This is a genomic window from Pseudomonas subflava (assembly GCF_023823685.1).
In the GTDB taxonomy this organism is placed as follows: Bacteria; Pseudomonadota; Gammaproteobacteria; order Pseudomonadales; family Pseudomonadaceae; genus Aquipseudomonas; species Aquipseudomonas subflava.
In genome coordinates this window covers 258,433-276,436 of record NZ_JAMXBF010000006.1, presented here as the reverse complement: position 1 = coordinate 276,436, position 18,004 = coordinate 258,433, and the positions used below count along the sequence as shown (strand labels likewise).

The following is an 18,004-nucleotide window of genomic DNA, read 5'->3' as shown; positions in this document are numbered from 1 at the left end:
TGCAACGGGGGCGCTGTTATTGTTGTTGTAACGCCCTGTGCATACCTAGGTCGCGCAGTCCGCTACCAGCAGAGGCCCTCTTTCACCTCATCGCTGCACTGGCGCATGAAACCGACCAGGTCGATGAGTTTCTTGCCGGGGGGCAGTTGTTGAACGACGGTCTCGAACAGCTCGTCGCCGTTGCCGAGCACGATGACGTCGGCGTCGGCCACCACCTCGTTGAGGTCGGAACGCAGCAGCGAGGAGACGTGGGGGATCTTCGATTCGATGTATTCGCGGTTGGCGCCGTGAACACGGGCGTACTCGACGTTGCGGTCGAAGATCTTCAGGTCGAAGCCCTTGCCGATCAGCATCTCGGCCAGCTCCACCAATGGGCTTTCACGCAGATCGTCGGTGCCGGCCTTGAAGCTCAGGCCGAGCAGCGCGATCTTGCGCTTGTCCTGGCTGGCGATCAGGTTGTAGGCGTTGCGAACCTGCGCCTCGTTGCTCGGCATCAGCGAGCTGATCAGCGGCGAGTCGACATCGAGCTGGGTGGCGCGATAGTTCAGGGCGCGTACGTCCTTGGGCAGGCAGGAGCCGCCGAAGGCGAAGCCGGGGCGCATGTAGTACTTCGACAGGTTGAGCTTGTGATCCTGGCAGATCACCTCCATCACCTCGCGGCCGTCGACACCCACCGCCTTGGCGATGTTGCCGATCTCGTTGGCGAAGGTGATCTTGGTCGCGTGCCAGACGTTGCAGGTGTACTTGATCATCTCGGCGACCTCGACGGTCTTGCGGATGATCGGAGCGTCCAGCTCGCTGTAGATCTCTTCCAGCAGGTCGCCGGAAGTCTTGTCCAGCTCGCCGATCACGGTCATGGCCGGGAAGTCGTAGTCCTTGATCGCGGTGCTCTCGCGCAGGAACTCCGGGTTCACCGCCACGCCGAAGTCTTCACCGGCCTTGAGCCCGGAAAATTTCTCCAGAGTCGGGATGACCACGTTGCGCAGCGTACCCGGCAGCACGGTGCTGCGGATCACCACGGTGTGGCGGCTGGTTTTTTCCGGCAGGACCTTGCCGATCTGCTCGCAGACTTCTTCGATGTAGGACACGTCGAGGTCGCCATTGCGCTTGCTCGGCGTCGGAGGGGCGAGGAAGGAAATGTCGGTTTCCAGAATGGCCTCGCGCACGTTCAGCGTGCCGCGCAACTTGCCGCTGGACACGCCTTTCTGCAGCAGCTCTTCCAGCCCGGGCTCCACGATCGGCGACTTGCCGTCGTTGATCAGATCGATCTTCAGTGGCGAGATGTCCACTCCGATGATCTGGTGCCCCCTGGCCGACAGGCACCCTGCACACACCGCACCCACATAGCCCAGTCCAAAGATGCTGATACGCATTGGACGATCTCCTCCTTGCGTTGATCGACGCGGCAAGCCCCATGGCTGCCGCAAACTTCTCGCGAGACCGGACTACAGGTACTACACATTCCTCGGGTCTCCATTACTGCTCGAGACGCACTTCCGTTCCGCGTAAATTGATACAGGAAGTACATATCATCCCGAGCAAAACAGATGCCACGCGAAACAACAAAGTTCCGCGACAGACAGAAAGAAAGTTATTTCTTTGAAAACAGTGACCTAGTTACCACTGGTAACCAGGTGCGGGCATGAGACCCGTCATTTTTATGGCACCCCTATGGTGCAGGTGCTCTAGGACAGATCATACAAGGGCGCAAGTAGAAAGTAACACCTAATTTCGAGCATTTCTTCACGAACTAGCGAGTTCTTTAAATGTTCACAAAAGATCTAATGCCAAAAAACCGACGCACCAACTATTGACACTTTCCAACATGCTCAATCGCCCAAAAGTATGAGTAAGAAGCGGAGCGCGTGACATAACTGCTCCCGAATAGTTTCATATATTTTTCGCGCATAAATTAATACCTGAAAAAGTTCCCGAAAATTACAGAGAACAATCGCGACGCGCGTCACATCGCTTGCTGAAAATGTGACCATTAAACTTTCCCGCTCGGCGGCCGATCTGTCGTCTACTACCCCTCAGTTCAAAGAAGCACGCCCGCATGCGAAACAACCAGCCTGTCACTCAACGTGATCGCATCTTTCCTGCCCAGCAACGCCTGATTTCCACTACCGACCTCAAGGGCCAGATCACCTATTGCAACCAGGCGTTCGTCGATGTGAGCGGATTTGAACGAGAAGAGCTGATGCGCGCGCCGCACAACGTCGTGCGTCATCCGGATGTGCCTTCAGCGGTGTTCGATCATATGTGGCAGACGCTCAAGAAGGGCCGCCCGTGGATGGGCGTGGTGAAGAACCGCTGCAAGAACGGCGACCACTACTGGGTCAACGCCTATGTCACGCCGATGCTCGATAAGGGCCAGGTGGTGGGTTACGAGTCGGTGCGGGTCAAGCCGACCGCCGAACAGGTGCGTCGCGCCGAGGCACTGTATGCCCGGATCAATTCCGGTAAGCCGGCGATCCCAACGACCGATCGCTGGTTGCCGGTGCTGCAGGCCTGGCTGCCGTTCATTCTGGTCAGCCAGATCGGCTTCCTGATCGGTCACTGGATGGGCTCCACCTGGGGCTTCTTGCTCGCCGCCCTGCTTTCGGTGCCACTCGGCTTGGCCGGCATCCGCTGGCAGACTCGCGGCATCAAGCGTCTGCTGCACATCGCCGAGCAGACCACTTCCGATCCGCTGATCGCCCAGATGTACACCGACAGCCGCGGCGCCGAGGCACGCCTGGAAATGGCCATGCTCAGCCAGGAAGCGCGCCTGCGCACCTGCCTGACCCGCCTGCAGGACACCGCCGAGCGCCTCACCAGCCAGGCCCGCGAGGCCGACCAGCTGGCCCACAACAGTTCCTCCGGCCTGGAGCGCCAGCGCGTGGAGACCGAGCAGGTTGCCACCGCCATCAACGAGATGGCGGCGACCACGCTGGAAGTCGCCAGCAACGTGGCCCGCGCCGCCATCGCCACGCAGGAGGCCAACCGTCTGACCAGCGAGGGGCGCAATGTCGCCTCGGAAACCCGCGAGGCCATCCAGCGCCTGTCGCAGTCCGTGGGCGAGACCGGCGAAACGGTGTCGCGCCTGGCCCAGGACAGCAACGAAATCGGCGGCGTGGTGGATGTGATCAAGGGCATCGCCGACCAGACCAACCTGCTCGCCCTCAACGCCGCCATCGAGGCTGCGCGCGCCGGGGAAATGGGCCGCGGCTTCGCCGTGGTGGCCGACGAGGTGCGCTCGCTGGCTCAGCGCACCGCGGAGTCCACCGGGCAGATCCACGGCCTCATCGCCAAGCTGCAGCGCACCGCCGAGGAGGCGGTGATGACCATGGAGATCGGTCGCCAGCAGGCCGACGAAGGCGTGGAGCGCGTGCAGAAGGCCGACGAGGCGCTGCAGGGCATCAGCGACGCGGTGGCCAATATCACCGACATGGCCAACCAGATCGCCGCTGCCGCCGAGGAGCAGAGCGCCGTGGCCGACGAGATCAACCAGAACATCACCACCATCGCCCAGCTCGCCGACCAGACCTCCGGCGAAGCGCAGAGCACCGCGCTGCTCAGCAAGGAATTGACCGCCACCGCCCAGGACCAGTATTCGCTGGTGGAGCGGTTCAACCGCTGAGGTCTGCGGCGGTTTGGGCAGAGAAAAAGGCCGGCTCCCACGGGGACGGCCTTTTTTGTGGCTGAACGTTCGGTGGGCACGGCGCACCCTAGGTTTTCGCCGCCGCACCGACCGTTGCGAATACAGGGTGCGCCGTGCGCACCGAACACGCCTATCGCATTATCCGCGCAGAAATTCCGCCACCGCATCGGCCGCACGCTGCAGATGCTGCTCGTGGCTGAACCCCGAGGCCTTGAGCGGCTTGAGGTCGTGATCCGCTGCGGCGAGCCATTCGAGGGTGATGCCCGGCGCCAGCACATAGCCCTCCACGGTCTCGCGATTGCCCAGCGCGTCGCGCTCGCCCTGGACGATCAGGCTGCGCGTGCGCAGCTTGGCCAGATGCGCGACCCGCGGCTTCTCCGGCTTGCCCGCGGCGTAGAAGGGATAACCCAGGCAGACCAGCGCGTCGGCGCCCAACTCATCGGCCAGCAGGCTGGCCATGCGTCCGCCCATGGACTTGCCGCCGATGGCCAGCGGCCCGCTCACCCGCGCCCTCACCTCACGCCACACCTCGCGCCAGGCATCCAGTAACTGGGCCTGCGGGTTGGGCGGGCGCTTGCCGCCGCCCTGCCGGCGCTGCGCCATGTAGGGGAACTCGAAGCGCAGCACCGCCACACCACGCTCGGCCAGCAACTCGGCCATGCGCTGCATGAACGCGCTGTCCATCGGCGCGCCGGCGCCATGGGCGAGGATCAGGGTGGCCTGCGACATTCCGTCCACCCCGCTCCACAGCCACCCCCGCGCTTCGCATTGATCCCCGTCAATAACCATCACCTTGCCATTACCCATGCTTGCCCTGCTTTTCTAAACCGTGGATGGAAGCCCAACACATGAACACAACCAGCACTGCGGCCTACAACTACAAAGTTGTCCGCCAGTTCGCCATTATGACGGTGGTTTGGGGCATAGTCGGGATGGGGCTCGGCGTGTTCATCGCCGCCCAACTGGCCTGGCCCGAACTGAACTTCAACCTGCCGTGGACCAGCTTCGGCCGCCTGCGCCCGCTGCACACCAACGCGGTGATCTTCGCCTTCGGCGGTTGCGCCCTGTTCGCCACCAGCTACTACTCGCTGCAGCGTACCTGCCAGACCCGCCTGATCTCCGACAGTCTGGCCGCCTTCACCTTCTGGGGCTGGCAGCTGGTGATCGTCCTCGCCGCCATCAGCCTGCCGCTGGGCTGGACCTCTTCCAAGGAGTACGCCGAGCTGGAGTGGCCGATCGACATCCTGATCACCATCGTCTGGGTCGCCTACGCGCTGGTGTTCTTCGGCACGCTGCTCAAGCGCAAGACCAAGCACATCTACGTGGGCAACTGGTTCTTCGGCGGCTTCATCCTGACCGTGGCGATGCTGCACATCGTCAACAACCTGGAACTGCCGGTCAGCCTGACCAAATCCTACTCGCTGTACGCCGGTGCCACCGACGCCATGGTCCAGTGGTGGTACGGCCACAACGCCGTGGGCTTCTTCCTCACTGCCGGCTTCCTGGGGATGATGTACTACTTCGTGCCCAAGCAGGCCGAGCGCCCGGTGTATTCCTATCGCCTGTCCATCGTGCACTTCTGGGCGCTGATCACCCTGTACATCTGGGCCGGTCCGCACCACCTGCACTACACCGCCCTGCCCGACTGGGCACAGTCCCTCGGCATCGTCATGTCCCAGGTGCAGCTGGCCCCCAGCTGGGGCGGCATGATCAACGGCATGATGACACTCTCGGGCGCCTGGCATAAGCTGCGCACCGTCCCGTTCCTGCGCTTCCTGGTGGTCTCCATCGCCTTATACGGCATGTCCACCTTCGAAGGCCCGATGATGGCCATCAAGACCGTCAACGCGCTGTCGCATTACACCGACTGGACCATCGGCCACGTACACGCCGGTGCGCTGGGCTGGGTGGCGATGATCTCCATCGGCTCGCTGTATCACCTGATTCCGAAAGTGTTCGGCCGCGAGCAGATGCACAGCCTCGCGCTGATCAACTCGCACTTCTGGCTCGCGACCATCGGCACCGTGCTGTACATCGCCTCCATGTGGGTCAACGGCATCACCCAGGGCCTGATGTGGCGCGCCGTGAACGACGACGGCACCCTCACCTACTCCTTCGTCGAGGCGCTCGAGGCCAGCCACCCGGGCTTCGTCATCCGCGTCGCCGGCGGCGCCATCTTCCTCTTCGGCATGGTGCTGATGGCCTGGAACACCTGGCTGACCGTGCGCGCCGCCAAGCCGGCCGAATACGACGCAGAAGCCCTGATTCCCGCAGAGGTCGCCCACTGATGAGCAGCAAGCACGAAATACTCGAGAAGAACGTCGGCCTGCTGGCCATCGCCATGGTCCTGGCGGTGAGCATCGGCGGCCTGACCCAGATCGTCCCGCTGTTCTTCCAGGACGTGGTCAACGAGCCGGTTACCGGCATGAAGCCCTACACCGCGCTGCAGCTGGAAGGCCGTGACATCTACATCCGCGAAGGCTGCGTCGGCTGCCACTCGCAGATGATCCGTCCGTTCCGCGCCGAGACCGAGCGTTACGGCCACTACTCCGTGGCTGGCGAGAGCGTCTGGGACCACCCGTTCCTGTGGGGCTCCAAGCGTACCGGTCCAGACCTGGCCCGCGTCGGTGGCCGCTACTCGGACGACTGGCACCGCGCCCACCTGTACAACCCGCGCAACGTGGTGCCGGAGTCGAAGATGCCGGCCTATCCCTGGCTGGTCGAGAACAAGCTCGGCGGCGAGGACAGCGCCGCCAAGATGGGCGCCCTGCGCACCCTCGGCGTGCCCTACAGCGACGAAGACATCGCCGGCGCCCAGGAGTCGGTCAAGGGCAAGACCGAGATGGACGCCCTGGTGGCCTATCTGCAAGTGCTCGGCACCAGCCTGAAGAACAAGAGGTAATCGGACATGACCACTTTCTGGAGCTGGTACATCACCCTGCTCACCCTGGGCAGCCTGGTCGCTCTACTGTGGCTGCTGTTCGCCACCCGCAAGGGCCAGCGCCCCGGCACCACCGACCAGACCCTGGGCCACGCCTTCGACGGTATCGAGGAATATGACAACCCGCTGCCCAAGTGGTGGTTCATGCTGTTCCTCGGCACTCTGGTCTTCGCCGGCGCCTACCTGCTGCTGTACCCGGGCCTCGGCAACTTCGCCGGCACGCTGCCGGGTTACGAAGGCGGCTGGACCCAGACCAAGCAGTGGCAACGCGAGATGGATCGCGCCGACCAGACCTACGGCCCGATCTACGCCAGTTACGCCAAAATGCCGCTGGAACAGGTCGCCCAGGACCCGAAAGCGCTGAAGATGGGCAACCGCCTCTTCGCCTCCAACTGCTCGGTGTGCCACGGCTCCGACGCCAAGGGCGCCTACGGCTTCCCCAACCTGACCGACAAGGAATGGCGCTGGGGCGGTGACGCGACCTCCATCAAGCAGACCATCACTGCAGGCCGCAGCGGCATGATGCCGCCGCAGGGTCAGATGATCGGCGAGGAAGGCGTGCACAACGTCGCCGCCTACGTGCTGACCGAACTGGCCGGCCGCAAGCTGCCGGAAGGCGAGACCGCCGACATCGGCGCCGGGCAGAAGATCTTCTCCAGCACCTGCTTCGCCTGCCACGGCGCGGACGGCAAGGGCATGCCGACCATGGGCGCGCCGAACCTGACCAAGCCGAGCGCGTTCATCTACGGCAGCAGCTTCGCCCAGTTGCAGCAGACCATCCGCTATGGCCGCACCGGCCACATGCCGGCGCAGCTGCAGTACGTGGGCAGCGAAGACAAGGTCCACCTGCTGGCCGCCTACGTCTACAGCTTGTCGCAGAAGCCGGCGGCGGAGGAGACCCTGGCCAGCGAATGATCCCTCCCGCGGGCGCCGCCCGGCGCCCGCACCCTTGCGCTAATGCGACCCGATGTCGCACCCGCGCAGACCGGTTGCGCACCCGGCGACAGCAGTTGGTCTAAGCTGGCGAACAGTCGCATCCGGTAACAGTGTCTAGGCGATGGCCCCTTCCGGCGGTCTCGCTCCCGGTGCAAGAGAGCATCGCGAACGTGGATTTCCCCGGCCCTCGAAGGCCGCTGAAAGCCCGAGCGCAACGGCATGCGGCGTTGCAATGGATACCTCGTTTCTCCATACTTGCCGCCGCTTTTTTAGCCTATAAAACTCCCTTAACCGTGGTACCCCTAGCATGAGCACAGCAATCAGTCAGACTGCTTATAACTACAAGGTGGTCCGCCAGTTCGCCGTTATGACGGTAATCTGGGGGGTCATCGGGATGGGTCTCGGAGTGTTCATCGCCGCGCAGCTCGTGTGGCCGGAACTCAACCTGAACCTGCCGTGGACCAGCTTCGGCCGTCTGCGCCCGCTGCACACCAACGCGGTGATCTTCGCCTTCGGCGGCTGCGCCCTGTTCGCCACCTCTTATTACGTGGTACAGCGCACCTGCCAGGCCCGCCTGATCTCCGACAGTCTGGCCGCCTTCACCTTCTGGGGTTGGCAAGCCGTGATCGTGCTGGCCGTGATCACCCTGCCGCTGGGCTACACCTCCTCCAAGGAGTACGCCGAGCTGGAGTGGCCGGTCGACATCCTTCTGGCGGTCGTCTGGATCACTTACGCAGCCGTGTTCTTCGGTACCATCGTCAAGCGCAAGACCAAGCACATCTACGTGGGCAACTGGTTCTTCGGCGGCTTCATCCTGGTCACCGCCATGCTGCACATCGTCAACAGCATGGAAATCCCGGTCACCCTGTTCAAGTCCTACTCGGTCTATGCAGGCGCCACCGATGCGATGGTCCAGTGGTGGTACGGCCACAACGCCGTGGGCTTCTTCCTGACCACCGGCTTCCTCGGCATGATGTACTACTTCGTGCCCAAGCAGGCCGAGCGCCCGATCTACTCGTACCGCCTGTCCATCGTGCACTTCTGGGCGTTGATCACCCTGTACATCTGGGCCGGTCCGCACCACCTGCACTACACCGCCCTGCCCGACTGGGCCCAGTCCCTCGGCATGGTGATGTCGCTGATTCTGCTGGCGCCGAGCTGGGGCGGCATGATCAACGGCATGATGAGCCTGTCCGGCGCCTGGCATAAGCTGCGCACCGACCCGATCCTGCGCTTCCTGGTGGTGTCCCTCGCCTTCTACGGCATGTCCACCTTCGAAGGCCCGATGATGGCCATCAAGACCGTCAACGCGCTGTCGCACTACACCGACTGGACCATCGGCCACGTACACGCCGGCGCCCTCGGCTGGGTAGCGATGATCTCCATCGGCTCGCTGTACCACCTCATCCCGAAAGTGTTCGGCCGCGAGCAGATGCACAGCATCGGCCTGATCAACGCCCACTTCTGGCTGGCGACCATCGGCACCGTGCTGTACATCGCCTCCATGTGGGTCAACGGCATCACCCAGGGCCTGATGTGGCGTGCGGTCAACGAAGACGGCACCCTCACCTACTCCTTCGTCGAAGCCCTGGAAGCCAGCCACCTCGGCTTCATGGTTCGCGCACTCGGCGGCGCCTTCTTCGTCACCGGCATGCTGCTGATGGCCTACAACACCTGGCGCACCGTACGTGCCGCTGACAAGAGCAAGTACGACTCCGCCGCCCTGATTCCTGCAGAGGTCGCTCACTGATGGCCGGTAGCAAACACGAATTTCTCGAGAAGAACATCGGCCTGCTTTCGCTGTTCATGGTGATCGCCGTGAGCATCGGCGGCCTGACCCAGATCGTGCCGCTGTTCTTCCAGGACGTCACAAACACCCCGGTGGAAGGCATGAAGCCACGCACCGCGCTGGAGCTGGAAGGCCGTGACATCTACATCCGCGAAGGCTGCGTCGGCTGCCACTCGCAGATGATCCGCCCGTTCCGCGCCGAGACCGAGCGTTACGGCCACTACTCCGTGGCCGGCGAGAGCGTCTGGGACCACCCGTTCCTGTGGGGCTCCAAGCGTACCGGTCCGGACCTGGCCCGCGTCGGCGGCCGCTACTCGGACGACTGGCACCGCGCCCACCTGTACAACCCGCGCAACGTGGTTCCGGAATCGAAGATGCCGGCGTACCCCTGGCTGGTCGAGAACAAGCTCGACGGCAAGGACACCGCCGCCAAGATGGAAGCTCTGCGCACCCTCGGCGTGCCCTATACCGACGAAGACATCGCCGGCGCACGCGAGGCCGTCAAGGGCAAGACCGAAATGGACGCGATCGTCGCGTACCTGCAGGGTCTTGGCACAGCCATCAAGAACAAACGGTAACGCCTCATGGATATCGGGATGATTCGCGGCATTGGCACCGCAGTAGTGTTCATCGCCTTCATCGGCGTGGTGCTCTGGGCCTTCAGCAGCAAGCGCAAGAAGAACTTCGACGAAGCGGCCAACCTGCCCTTCGCCGACGACGTCCCGGCCAAGAAGCGTGACGAGCAAGATTCTGGGAGCAATAAAGAATGACTTTGTTCTGGAGTATCTACATCAGCGTCCTGAGCCTCGGCACCATCGTGGCTCTCACTGCGCTGATCTTCGGTGTGCGTAAGGGCCAGCGCCCTGAAACCACCGAGGACACCGTCGGCCATGCCTTCGACGGTATCGAGGAGTTCGACAACCCGCTGCCGAAGTGGTGGTTCATGCTGTTCGTCGGCACCATCGTCTTCGCCCTCGGCTACTTGGTCCTGTACCCGGGCCTGGGTACCTGGAAAGGCCTGCTGCCGGGCTACAACGAAGCCGGCGACGGCCGTCCCTTCGCCAGCGGCGAAGCCGGCTGGACCGGCGTGCATCAGTGGGAAAAGGAAATGGTCCGCGCAGACAAGCAATACGCGCCGATCTACGCCAAGTACGCGCAGATGCCGATCGAGGAAGTGGCCAAGGACGAGCAGGCCCTGAAGATGGGCGGCCGCCTGTTCGCCTCCAACTGCTCGGTGTGCCACGGCTCCGACGCCAAGGGCGCCTACGGCTTCCCCAACCTGACCGACAACGAATGGCGCTGGGGCGGCAAGCCGGAAGACATCAAGCAGACCATCATCGGTGGTCGTCACGGCCAGATGCCGGCCCAGGCGCCGACCATCGGCGAGGAAGGCGTGCGCAACGTAGCCGCCTACGTGCTGACCGAACTGGCCGGCCGCAAGCTGCCGGAAGGCGCCACTGCCGACGTCGCCGCCGGCAAGCAGGTCTTCGAGAGCGTCTGCTTCGCCTGCCACACCAAGGAAGGCACCGGTAACACCGCGATGGGCGCCCCGAACCTGACCAACCCGAGCGCGTTCATCTACGGCAGCAGCTTCGCCCAGCTGCAGCAGACCATCCGTTACGGCCGCAGCGGCAACATGCCCGCCCAGCTGCCGTACGTGGGCAGCGAAGACAAGGTCCACCTGCTGGCCGCCTACGTGTACAGCCTGTCGCACGGCAACGCCGGCGCCAACGTCGAGAAGTAAGGCTCTACCCCGCCCGGACGCGACCGCTGGTCGCACCCGGGCCACGCTCGATCAGGCGTACCATAGTGACGTGAAATTCTGACTCCTCCGGCAAGTATCGGAGGAGCACTCACCCAAGCCGTGGTACACCCGATGAGCGAACAGATTCCCGTCCGAAACATCACCCCTCCCCCGGCCAAGGGCGGCGAAACCGTCGACCTCTACGCCAGCCGCGAAAAGATCTATACCCGCGCCTTCACCGGCCTGTTCCGCAACCTGCGGCTCGGCGGCGGAGCCTTTCTCTTCCTACTCTACTTCGGCACCGTCTGGCTGAACTGGAGCGGACGCCAGGCCGTCTGGTGGAACCTGCCGGAACGCAAGTTCTTCATCTTCGGCGCCACCTTCTGGCCGCAGGACTTCATTCTGCTCTCGGCGCTGCTGATCATCGCCGCCTTCGGCCTGTTCTTCATCACCGTGTTCGCCGGCCGCGTCTGGTGCGGCTACACCTGCCCGCAGAGCGTGTGGACCTGGATCTTCATGTGGTGCGAGAAGATCACCGAGGGCGACCGCAACCAGCGCATGAAGCTGGACAAGGCGCCGATGAGCGCCAACAAGCTCCTGCGCAAGACGGCCAAGCACGGCCTGTGGATTCTCATCGGCCTGGTCACCGGCCTGACCTTCGTCGGCTACTTCTCGCCGATCCGCGAGCTGATTCCCAACCTGCTCACCGGCGAGGCCGATGGCTGGGCCTACTTCTGGGTCGGCTTCTTCACCCTGGCCACCTACGGCAACGCCGGCTGGCTGCGCGAGCAGGTGTGCATCTACATGTGCCCCTACGCGCGCTTCCAGAGCGTGATGTTCGACAAGGACACCCTGATCGTCTCCTACGATCCACGTCGCGGCGAGCATCGCGGCCCACGCAAGAAGAACGTCGACTACAAGGCCCAGGGCCTCGGCGACTGCATCGATTGCACCATGTGCGTCCAGGTCTGCCCCACCGGCATCGACATCCGCGACGGCCTGCAGGTCGAGTGCATCGGCTGCGCCGCCTGCATCGACGCCTGCGACAGCATCATGGACAAGATGAACTACCCGCGCGGCCTGATCAGCTACACAACCGAACACAATCTTTCCGGGCAGAAGACCCATCTGCTGCGACCGCGCCTGATAGGCTACGCCGTCGCGCTGGTGGCGATGAGCTCAATGTTCGTCTGGGCCATCGCCAGCCGCTCGCTGGTGGAGGTCGACGTGCTCAAGGACCGCGTGCTGTTCCGCGAGAACGAGGAAGGCCACGTCGAGAACGTCTACACCGTGAAGCTGATGAACAAGGCCCAGCGCGACCTGACCTATCTGATCTCCGTCGAGGGCATCGACGGCCTCGAATACGAGGGTCGGCGCGAAGTCAGGGCCGCGGCCGGCGAAGTGCTGTCGCTGCCGGTGGAGCTGTCCGTGCCGCCGGAGAAGCTGCCGTCCAGCGCCAATGAAATCGTCTTCAGGGTCAAGGCCCTGGAAGATCCGTCCATCGAGAGCGACGCCGACAGCCGTTTCATCGGCCCCAGCGTACGTTGAACACAGGTTCCTTCATGTCGCCGCAACAACCCCCGGTCAACCCCTGGTACAAAGAAGTCTGGGTCTGGTTCATCCTCGGCATCCTCGGCCTGTCCGTGGTGCTCGGCACCAGCATGCTGGTGATCGCCACCAAGAACCCGCCGGGCCTGCTGTCGGACAACTACTACGACGTCGGCAAAGGCATCAACACCTCGCTGGAGCGCGAAGAGCTGGCCGAGCGCCTCAAGCTCAAGGCCGCCTTCACCCTGGACAACGAGCGCGGCACCGTCAGCCTGCAGCTGGACGGCTACAGCAACCCGCCGCAACTGGTGCTCAACCTGATCTCGCCGACCCAGCCGGAGCGTGACCGCCGGGTGATCCTGCAGCCCCAAGGCGACGGCAGCTACGCCGGCAACCTGCTGGATGCCGTCGAGGGCCGCCGCTTCGTCGAGCTGATCGGCCAGGAAGGCGGCAAGGACTGGCGCCTGTTCGAGGAAAAGCAACTGGCCAGCGGCCAGCGCTTCCAGCTCGGCGAGTAAGCCCGCGCGCATGAGCAGCCCCCTTCCCTGCTACCACTGCGGCCTGCCGGTACCTGCCGGCAGCCGTTTCGAGGCCCGCGTCCTGGATCAGCCGCGGGCCTTCTGCTGTCCGGGCTGCCAGGCGGTGGCCGAGGCCATCGTCGCCGGCGGACTGGACGGCTACTACCGTCACCGCAGCGACAGCGCCATCAATCCGCAGACCCTGCCCAAGGCGCTGCCGGACGAACTGGCGCTGTACGACCGCGACGAGGTGCAGCGCAACTTCGTCGAACACCAGGGCGAGCTCAGCGAGACGCGCCTGCTGATCGAGGGCATCAGCTGCGCCGCCTGCGGCTGGCTGATCGAGAAACACCTGCGCAGCCTGCCGGGCGTGGCCGAGGCCAGCCTCAACCTGTCCAACCAGCGCCTGCAGGTGCGCTGGGCCGACAGTCAGATCCCGCTCAGCCAACTGCTCGCCGAGCTGCGCCGCATCGGCTATGCCGGCCACCCCTGGCAGGACGACGAGGCCAGCGCACGCCTGGCCGAAGAGAACCGCCGTTCGATGCGCCAGATCGGCGTCGCCGGCCTGCTGTGGATGCAGGTGATGATGGCGGCCATGGCCACCTGGCCGGAGTTCAACGTCGACCTCTCGCCAGAGCTGGACAAGATCCTGCGCTGGACCAGCCTGTTCCTCACCACCCCCATCGTCTTCTATTGCTGCGGCCAGTTCTTCCGCGGCGCCCTGCGCGACCTGCGCACCCGCCACCTGACCATGGACGTCTCGGTGTCGCTGGCCATCGGCGGCGCTTACGTGGCCGGCATCTGGTCCACCGTCACCGGGGTCGGCGAGCTGTACTTCGACGCGGTCGGCATGTTCGCCCTGTTCCTGCTGGCAGGCCGCTACCTGGAGCGTCGCGCCCGCGAGCGCACGGCGGCGGCCACCGCGCAGCTGGTCAGCCTGCTGCCGCCCTCGTGCCTGCGCCTCGACGAGCGCGGCCAGAGCCAGCGCGTGCTGCTGCGCGAACTGGCGATCGGCGACCGCGTGCTGGTGCCGCCGGGCGCCCAGCTGCCGGCGGACGGCCGCATCCTCGCCGGCCAGTCGAGCATCGATGAGTCGCTGCTCACCGGCGAATACCTGCCGCTGCCGCGGGGCGAAGGCGACGCCGTCACCGCCGGCACGCTCAATGTCGAGGGGCCGCTGACCATCGAGGTCGGCGCCCTGGGCGAGAACACCCGGCTGTCCGCCATCGTGCGCCTGCTCGAGCGCGCCCAGGCCGACAAGCCGCGCATGGCCGAACTGGCCGACCGGGTGGCCCAGTGGTTCCTGCTGGTGGTGCTGGGCTTCGCCGCCGTGGTCGGTGTGGTCTGGTGGCAGATCGACAGCGAGCGCGCCTTCTGGATCGTCCTCGCCCTGCTGGTCGCCACCTGCCCCTGCGCCCTCTCGCTGGCCACGCCCACCGCACTGACCACGGCCACCGGCAGCCTGCACAAGCTGGGCCTGCTGCTGACCCGCGGCCACGTGCTCGAAGGCCTGAAGCAGATCGACACGGTGATCTTCGACAAGACCGGCACCCTCAGCGAGGGGCGCCTGACCCTGGAGCGCATCGAGACCCTGCGCGAGCTGGACGCCGACGCCTGCCTGGCCCTGGCCGCGGCGCTGGAGCACGGCTCCGAACACCCCATCGCCCGCGCTTTCGGCCATTGCAGCCAAGGCGCCGAACAGCTGGCCAGCGAGCCGGGCCAGGGCCTGGAGGGCGTGGTCGACGGCCGTCGCCTGCGCATCGGCCAGCCCGGCTATGTCGCCGCCCTGGCGGGCCGCGAGGCACCGGCGATTCCCGGCGAACGCGGCCAATGGCTGCTGCTCGGCGATACGCGCGGCCCGCTGGCCTGGTTCGTCCTCGACGATCTCCTGCGCGAAGATGCCCCGGAGTTGATCGCCGCCTGCCGCGCCCAGGGCTGGGACATCCTCCTGCTGTCCGGTGACAGCTCGCCGATGGTCGGCGAAGTGGCGCGCCGGCTCGGCATCGACGACGCCCGGGGCGGCCTGACTCCGGACGCCAAGCTGGCCGTACTCAAGGATCTGCACCAGCGCGGCCGCCGCGTGCTGATGCTCGGCGACGGGGTCAACGACGTGCCGGTGCTGGCCGGTGCCGACATCAGCGTGGCCATGGGCAGCGCCACCGACCTGGCCAAGACCAGCGCCGATGCCGTGCTGCTGTCCAACCATCTGGGCAGCCTGGTGCAGGCCTTCGCCCTGGCCCGCCGCACCCGCCGCATCATCGTCGAGAATCTGGCCTGGGCCACCCTGTACAATGGCCTCGTGCTGCCATTCGCCGCCGTCGGCTGGGTCACTCCGCTGTGGGCCGCGGTCGGCATGTCGGCCAGTTCGTTATTGGTAGTGCTCAACGCGCTGCGACTGGCCCGGGTCTGACGCCAGAAGCGAGCCCCACCCGTGAATCTCCAGCAGCGAGCGCCTCATTTGCAGAGTTCGCTGCTCCACCCCCGGAGGCTGTATGTCCGCCATCTACATCCTGATTCCGATCGCCGTCGGCCTGGTCGGCTTCGCCATCTGGCTGTTCTTCTGGGCGGTGGACAACGGCCAGTACGACGACCTGGACAGCCCGGCCCACAGCATCCTGTTCGACGACGAGGACCCGCAGCACAAGGCCGGTATCGCCGAGGCGGACAAGGGCGACGAACCCAAGGACGAACCGCGTGCCTGACCTCGCGCCCCAGCTGGTCTCGGCGCTGATCCTCGGCCTGCTCGGCGGCGGCCACTGCCTGGGCATGTGCGGCGGGCTGATGGGCGCGCTGACCCTGGCCATCCCGCCGGAGCAGCGCGCCCGTCGCCTGCGCCTGCTGCTGGCCTACAACCTCGGCCGCATCCTCAGCTACGCTACGGCCGGCCTGCTGATCGGCCTGGCCGGCTGGGCCGTGGCCAGCAGCCCGGCGGCGATGATCCTGCGGGTGGTCGCCGGCCTGCTGCTGATCGCCATGGGGTTGTATCTGGCCGGCTGGTGGAGCGGCCTGACGCGCATCGAGGCGCTGGGGCGGCATCTGTGGCGCCACCTGCAGCCGCTCGCCAGCCGCCTGATGCCGGTCAGCAGCCTGCCGCGCGCCCTGCTGCTCGGCGCGGTGTGGGGCTGGCTGCCCTGCGGCCTGGTCTACAGCACATTGCTGTGGGCCTCCAGCCAGGGCTCGCCGGCCGACAGCGCGCTGCTGATGCTGGCCTTCGGCCTCGGCACCTGGCCGGTGCTGCTGGCCACCGGCATGGCCGCCGAGCGCCTGACCGCCCTGCTGCGCAAACGCGGCGTGCGCGTCGCCGGCGGCCTGCTGGTGATCCTGTTCGGCCTCTGGACCCTACCCGGCCCGCACCAGCACTGGCTGATGGGCCACTGACGTACCGCTGACGCATCCACGGTCTGGAGAACAGGCGACAGCCTGACTCAGATCAAGAGTCGCCGCGCGACCAATCCCTAGACTGGCCTCACTGTCACTCCAGGGATCCTCCAATGCTCGACGCCATCCACTGGGACGCCGACCTGATCCGCCGCCACGACCGGCCGGGTCCGCGCTACACCTCCTACCCCACCGCCGTGCAGTTCCACAGCGAGATCGGCTCCTTCGACCTGCTGCATGCGCTGCGCGACAGCCGCAAGGCCCTGCGCCCGCTATCGCTCTACGTGCACGTGCCGTTCTGCGCGAACATCTGCTACTACTGCGCCTGCAACAAGGTGATCACCAAGGACCGCGGCCGCGCCCTGCCCTATCTGGAACGGCTGGAACAGGAGGTCGAACTGATCTCGCGCCATCTGGACCGCGGCCAGGTGGTCGAGCAGCTGCACTTCGGCGGCGGCACTCCGACCTTCCTCAGCCACGACGAGCTGCGCCGGCTGATGGACCACCTGCGGCAGCACTTCAACCTGCTGGACGACGACAGCGGCGACTACGGCATCGAGATCGACCCCCGCGAGGCCGACTGGTCGACCATGGGCCTGCTGCGCGAGCTGGGCTTCAACCGTGTCAGCCTCGGCGTGCAGGACCTCGACCCGGACGTGCAGCGCGCCGTCAATCGCCTGCAGACCCTCGAACAGACCCGCGCCATCGTCGAGGCGGCGCATACCCTGCAGTTCCGCTCGGTGAACATCGACCTGATCTACGGCCTGCCGCTGCAGACGCCCGAGAGTTTCGCCCGCACCGTGGCCGAGGTGATCGCCCTGCAGCCGGATCGCCTGTCGGTGTTCAACTACGCGCACCTGCCCGAGCGCTTCATGCCGCAGCGGCGCATCAACGCCGAGCAACTGCCGAGCCCGGCGCAGAAACTGGAGATGTTGCAGCGCAGCATCGAGCAGCTCACCGCCGCCGGCTACCGCTACATCGGCATGGACCACTTCGCCCTGCCCGACGACGAGCTGGCCATCGCCCAGGAGGACGGCACCCTGCAACGCAACTTCCAGGGCTACACCACCCACGGCCATTGCGACCTGATCGGCCTCGGCGTGTCGGCCATCAGCCAGGTCGGCGACCTCTACAGCCAGAACAGCAGCGACCTGGCCAACTATCAGCAGAGCCTGGGCAACGGCCAGCTGGCGACCCAGCGCGGCCTGCATTGCAACGAGGACGACCACATCCGCCGCGCAGTGATCCAGGCGCTGATCTGCCAGTTCCGACTGGACTTCGGCGAGATCGAGCAGCGCTTCGCCATCGATTTTCGTAGCTACTTTTCGGCCATCTGGCCGCAGCTGCAGCAGATGGCCCGCGACGGGTTGATCGAGCTGGGCGAGCAAGGCATCGGGGTGCGTCCAGCCGGACGCCTGCTGGTGCGCTCGGTATGCATGCTGTTCGACCATTATCTGGAACAGCAGAACCTGCAGCGCTTTTCGCGGGTGATCTAGAGCCGCCAGGG

16 protein-coding genes are annotated in these 18,004 nt (G+C 65.3%); 14 read left to right on the top strand and 2 right to left on the bottom strand.

Translation table 11 applies throughout. From position 1 onward, the window contains the following. Positions 1–62 precede the first annotated feature (62 nt). Entirely contained in the window at positions 63–1,373 is a 1,311-nt protein-coding gene (locus NF616_RS10450) for a nucleotide sugar dehydrogenase (RefSeq protein ID WP_252273193.1), read from the bottom strand. 683 nt (positions 1,374–2,056) lie between these two features. Between NF616_RS10450 and NF616_RS10445 the strand changes: the two genes are divergently transcribed. Then, positions 2,057–3,622, top strand: a complete 1,566-nt coding sequence (locus NF616_RS10445) for a methyl-accepting chemotaxis protein (RefSeq protein ID WP_252273192.1) — start codon at positions 2,057–2,059, stop codon at positions 3,620–3,622. Positions 3,623–3,781: 159 nt separating this feature from the next. Here the strand turns inward: NF616_RS10445 and NF616_RS10440 are convergent, their stop codons facing one another. After that, positions 3,782–4,450, bottom strand: a complete 669-nt coding sequence (locus NF616_RS10440; protein ID WP_350493488.1) for an alpha/beta family hydrolase — start codon at positions 4,448–4,450, stop codon at positions 3,782–3,784. Positions 4,451–4,491: 41 nt separating this feature from the next. Between NF616_RS10440 and ccoN (NF616_RS10435) the strand changes: the two genes are divergently transcribed. From ccoN (NF616_RS10435) to hemN, 13 genes are all read left to right on the top strand, one after another. Then, on the top strand, positions 4,492–5,931 hold the full coding sequence (gene ccoN, locus NF616_RS10435; RefSeq protein ID WP_252273190.1) for a cytochrome-c oxidase, cbb3-type subunit I: 1,440 nt from the start codon (positions 4,492–4,494) through the stop codon (positions 5,929–5,931). After that, positions 5,931–6,545, top strand: a complete 615-nt coding sequence (gene ccoO, locus NF616_RS10430) for a cytochrome-c oxidase, cbb3-type subunit II (protein WP_252273189.1) — start codon at positions 5,931–5,933, stop codon at positions 6,543–6,545. Before ccoN (NF616_RS10435) ends, ccoO (NF616_RS10430) begins: the two co-directional genes overlap by 1 nt. Positions 6,546–6,551: 6 nt before the next feature. Further along, positions 6,552–7,499: a cytochrome-c oxidase, cbb3-type subunit III gene (gene ccoP, locus NF616_RS10425; protein WP_252273188.1), complete on the top strand. Its 948-nt coding sequence runs from the start codon at positions 6,552–6,554 to the stop codon at positions 7,497–7,499. Positions 7,500–7,827: 328 nt separating this feature from the next. Continuing rightward, entirely contained in the window at positions 7,828–9,270 is a 1,443-nt protein-coding gene (ccoN, locus tag NF616_RS10420) for a cytochrome-c oxidase, cbb3-type subunit I (RefSeq protein ID WP_252273187.1), read from the top strand. Beyond that, positions 9,270–9,887, top strand: coding sequence for a cytochrome-c oxidase, cbb3-type subunit II (gene ccoO / locus NF616_RS10415; RefSeq protein ID WP_252273186.1), 618 nt, complete (start codon positions 9,270–9,272; stop codon positions 9,885–9,887). Before ccoN (NF616_RS10420) ends, ccoO (NF616_RS10415) begins: the two co-directional genes overlap by 1 nt. A gap of 6 nt (positions 9,888–9,893) precedes the next feature. After that, positions 9,894–10,079, top strand: a complete 186-nt coding sequence (locus NF616_RS10410) for a cbb3-type cytochrome oxidase subunit 3 (protein ID WP_252273185.1) — start codon at positions 9,894–9,896, stop codon at positions 10,077–10,079. Further along, positions 10,076–11,053 carry a cytochrome-c oxidase, cbb3-type subunit III gene (ccoP, locus tag NF616_RS10405; RefSeq protein ID WP_252273184.1) on the top strand — a complete coding sequence of 326 codons (978 nt, stop codon included), beginning with the start codon at positions 10,076–10,078 and terminating at the stop codon, positions 11,051–11,053. Before NF616_RS10410 ends, ccoP (NF616_RS10405) begins: the two co-directional genes overlap by 4 nt. Positions 11,054–11,185: 132 nt before the next feature. After that, positions 11,186–12,601, top strand: coding sequence for a cytochrome c oxidase accessory protein CcoG (gene ccoG, locus NF616_RS10400; RefSeq protein ID WP_252273182.1), 1,416 nt, complete (start codon positions 11,186–11,188; stop codon positions 12,599–12,601). A 14-nt stretch (positions 12,602–12,615) separates the two neighbouring features. Next, positions 12,616–13,119, top strand: coding sequence for a FixH family protein (locus tag NF616_RS10395; RefSeq protein WP_252273180.1), 504 nt, complete (start codon positions 12,616–12,618; stop codon positions 13,117–13,119). A 10-nt stretch (positions 13,120–13,129) separates the two neighbouring features. After that, complete coding sequence (locus NF616_RS10390; RefSeq protein WP_252273178.1) at positions 13,130–15,529, top strand: heavy metal translocating P-type ATPase; 2,400 nt, start codon at positions 13,130–13,132, stop codon at positions 15,527–15,529. A gap of 82 nt (positions 15,530–15,611) precedes the next feature. After that, positions 15,612–15,821, top strand: coding sequence for a cbb3-type cytochrome oxidase assembly protein CcoS (gene ccoS, locus NF616_RS10385; RefSeq protein ID WP_252273177.1), 210 nt, complete (start codon positions 15,612–15,614; stop codon positions 15,819–15,821). After that, positions 15,814–16,497, top strand: coding sequence for a sulfite exporter TauE/SafE family protein (locus NF616_RS10380; RefSeq protein ID WP_252273175.1), 684 nt, complete (start codon positions 15,814–15,816; stop codon positions 16,495–16,497). Before ccoS ends, NF616_RS10380 begins: the two co-directional genes overlap by 8 nt. A 113-nt stretch (positions 16,498–16,610) precedes the next feature. Next, positions 16,611–17,993: an oxygen-independent coproporphyrinogen III oxidase gene (gene hemN / locus NF616_RS10375; RefSeq protein WP_252273174.1), complete on the top strand. Its 1,383-nt coding sequence runs from the start codon at positions 16,611–16,613 to the stop codon at positions 17,991–17,993. Positions 17,994–18,004: the final 11 nt, after the last annotated feature.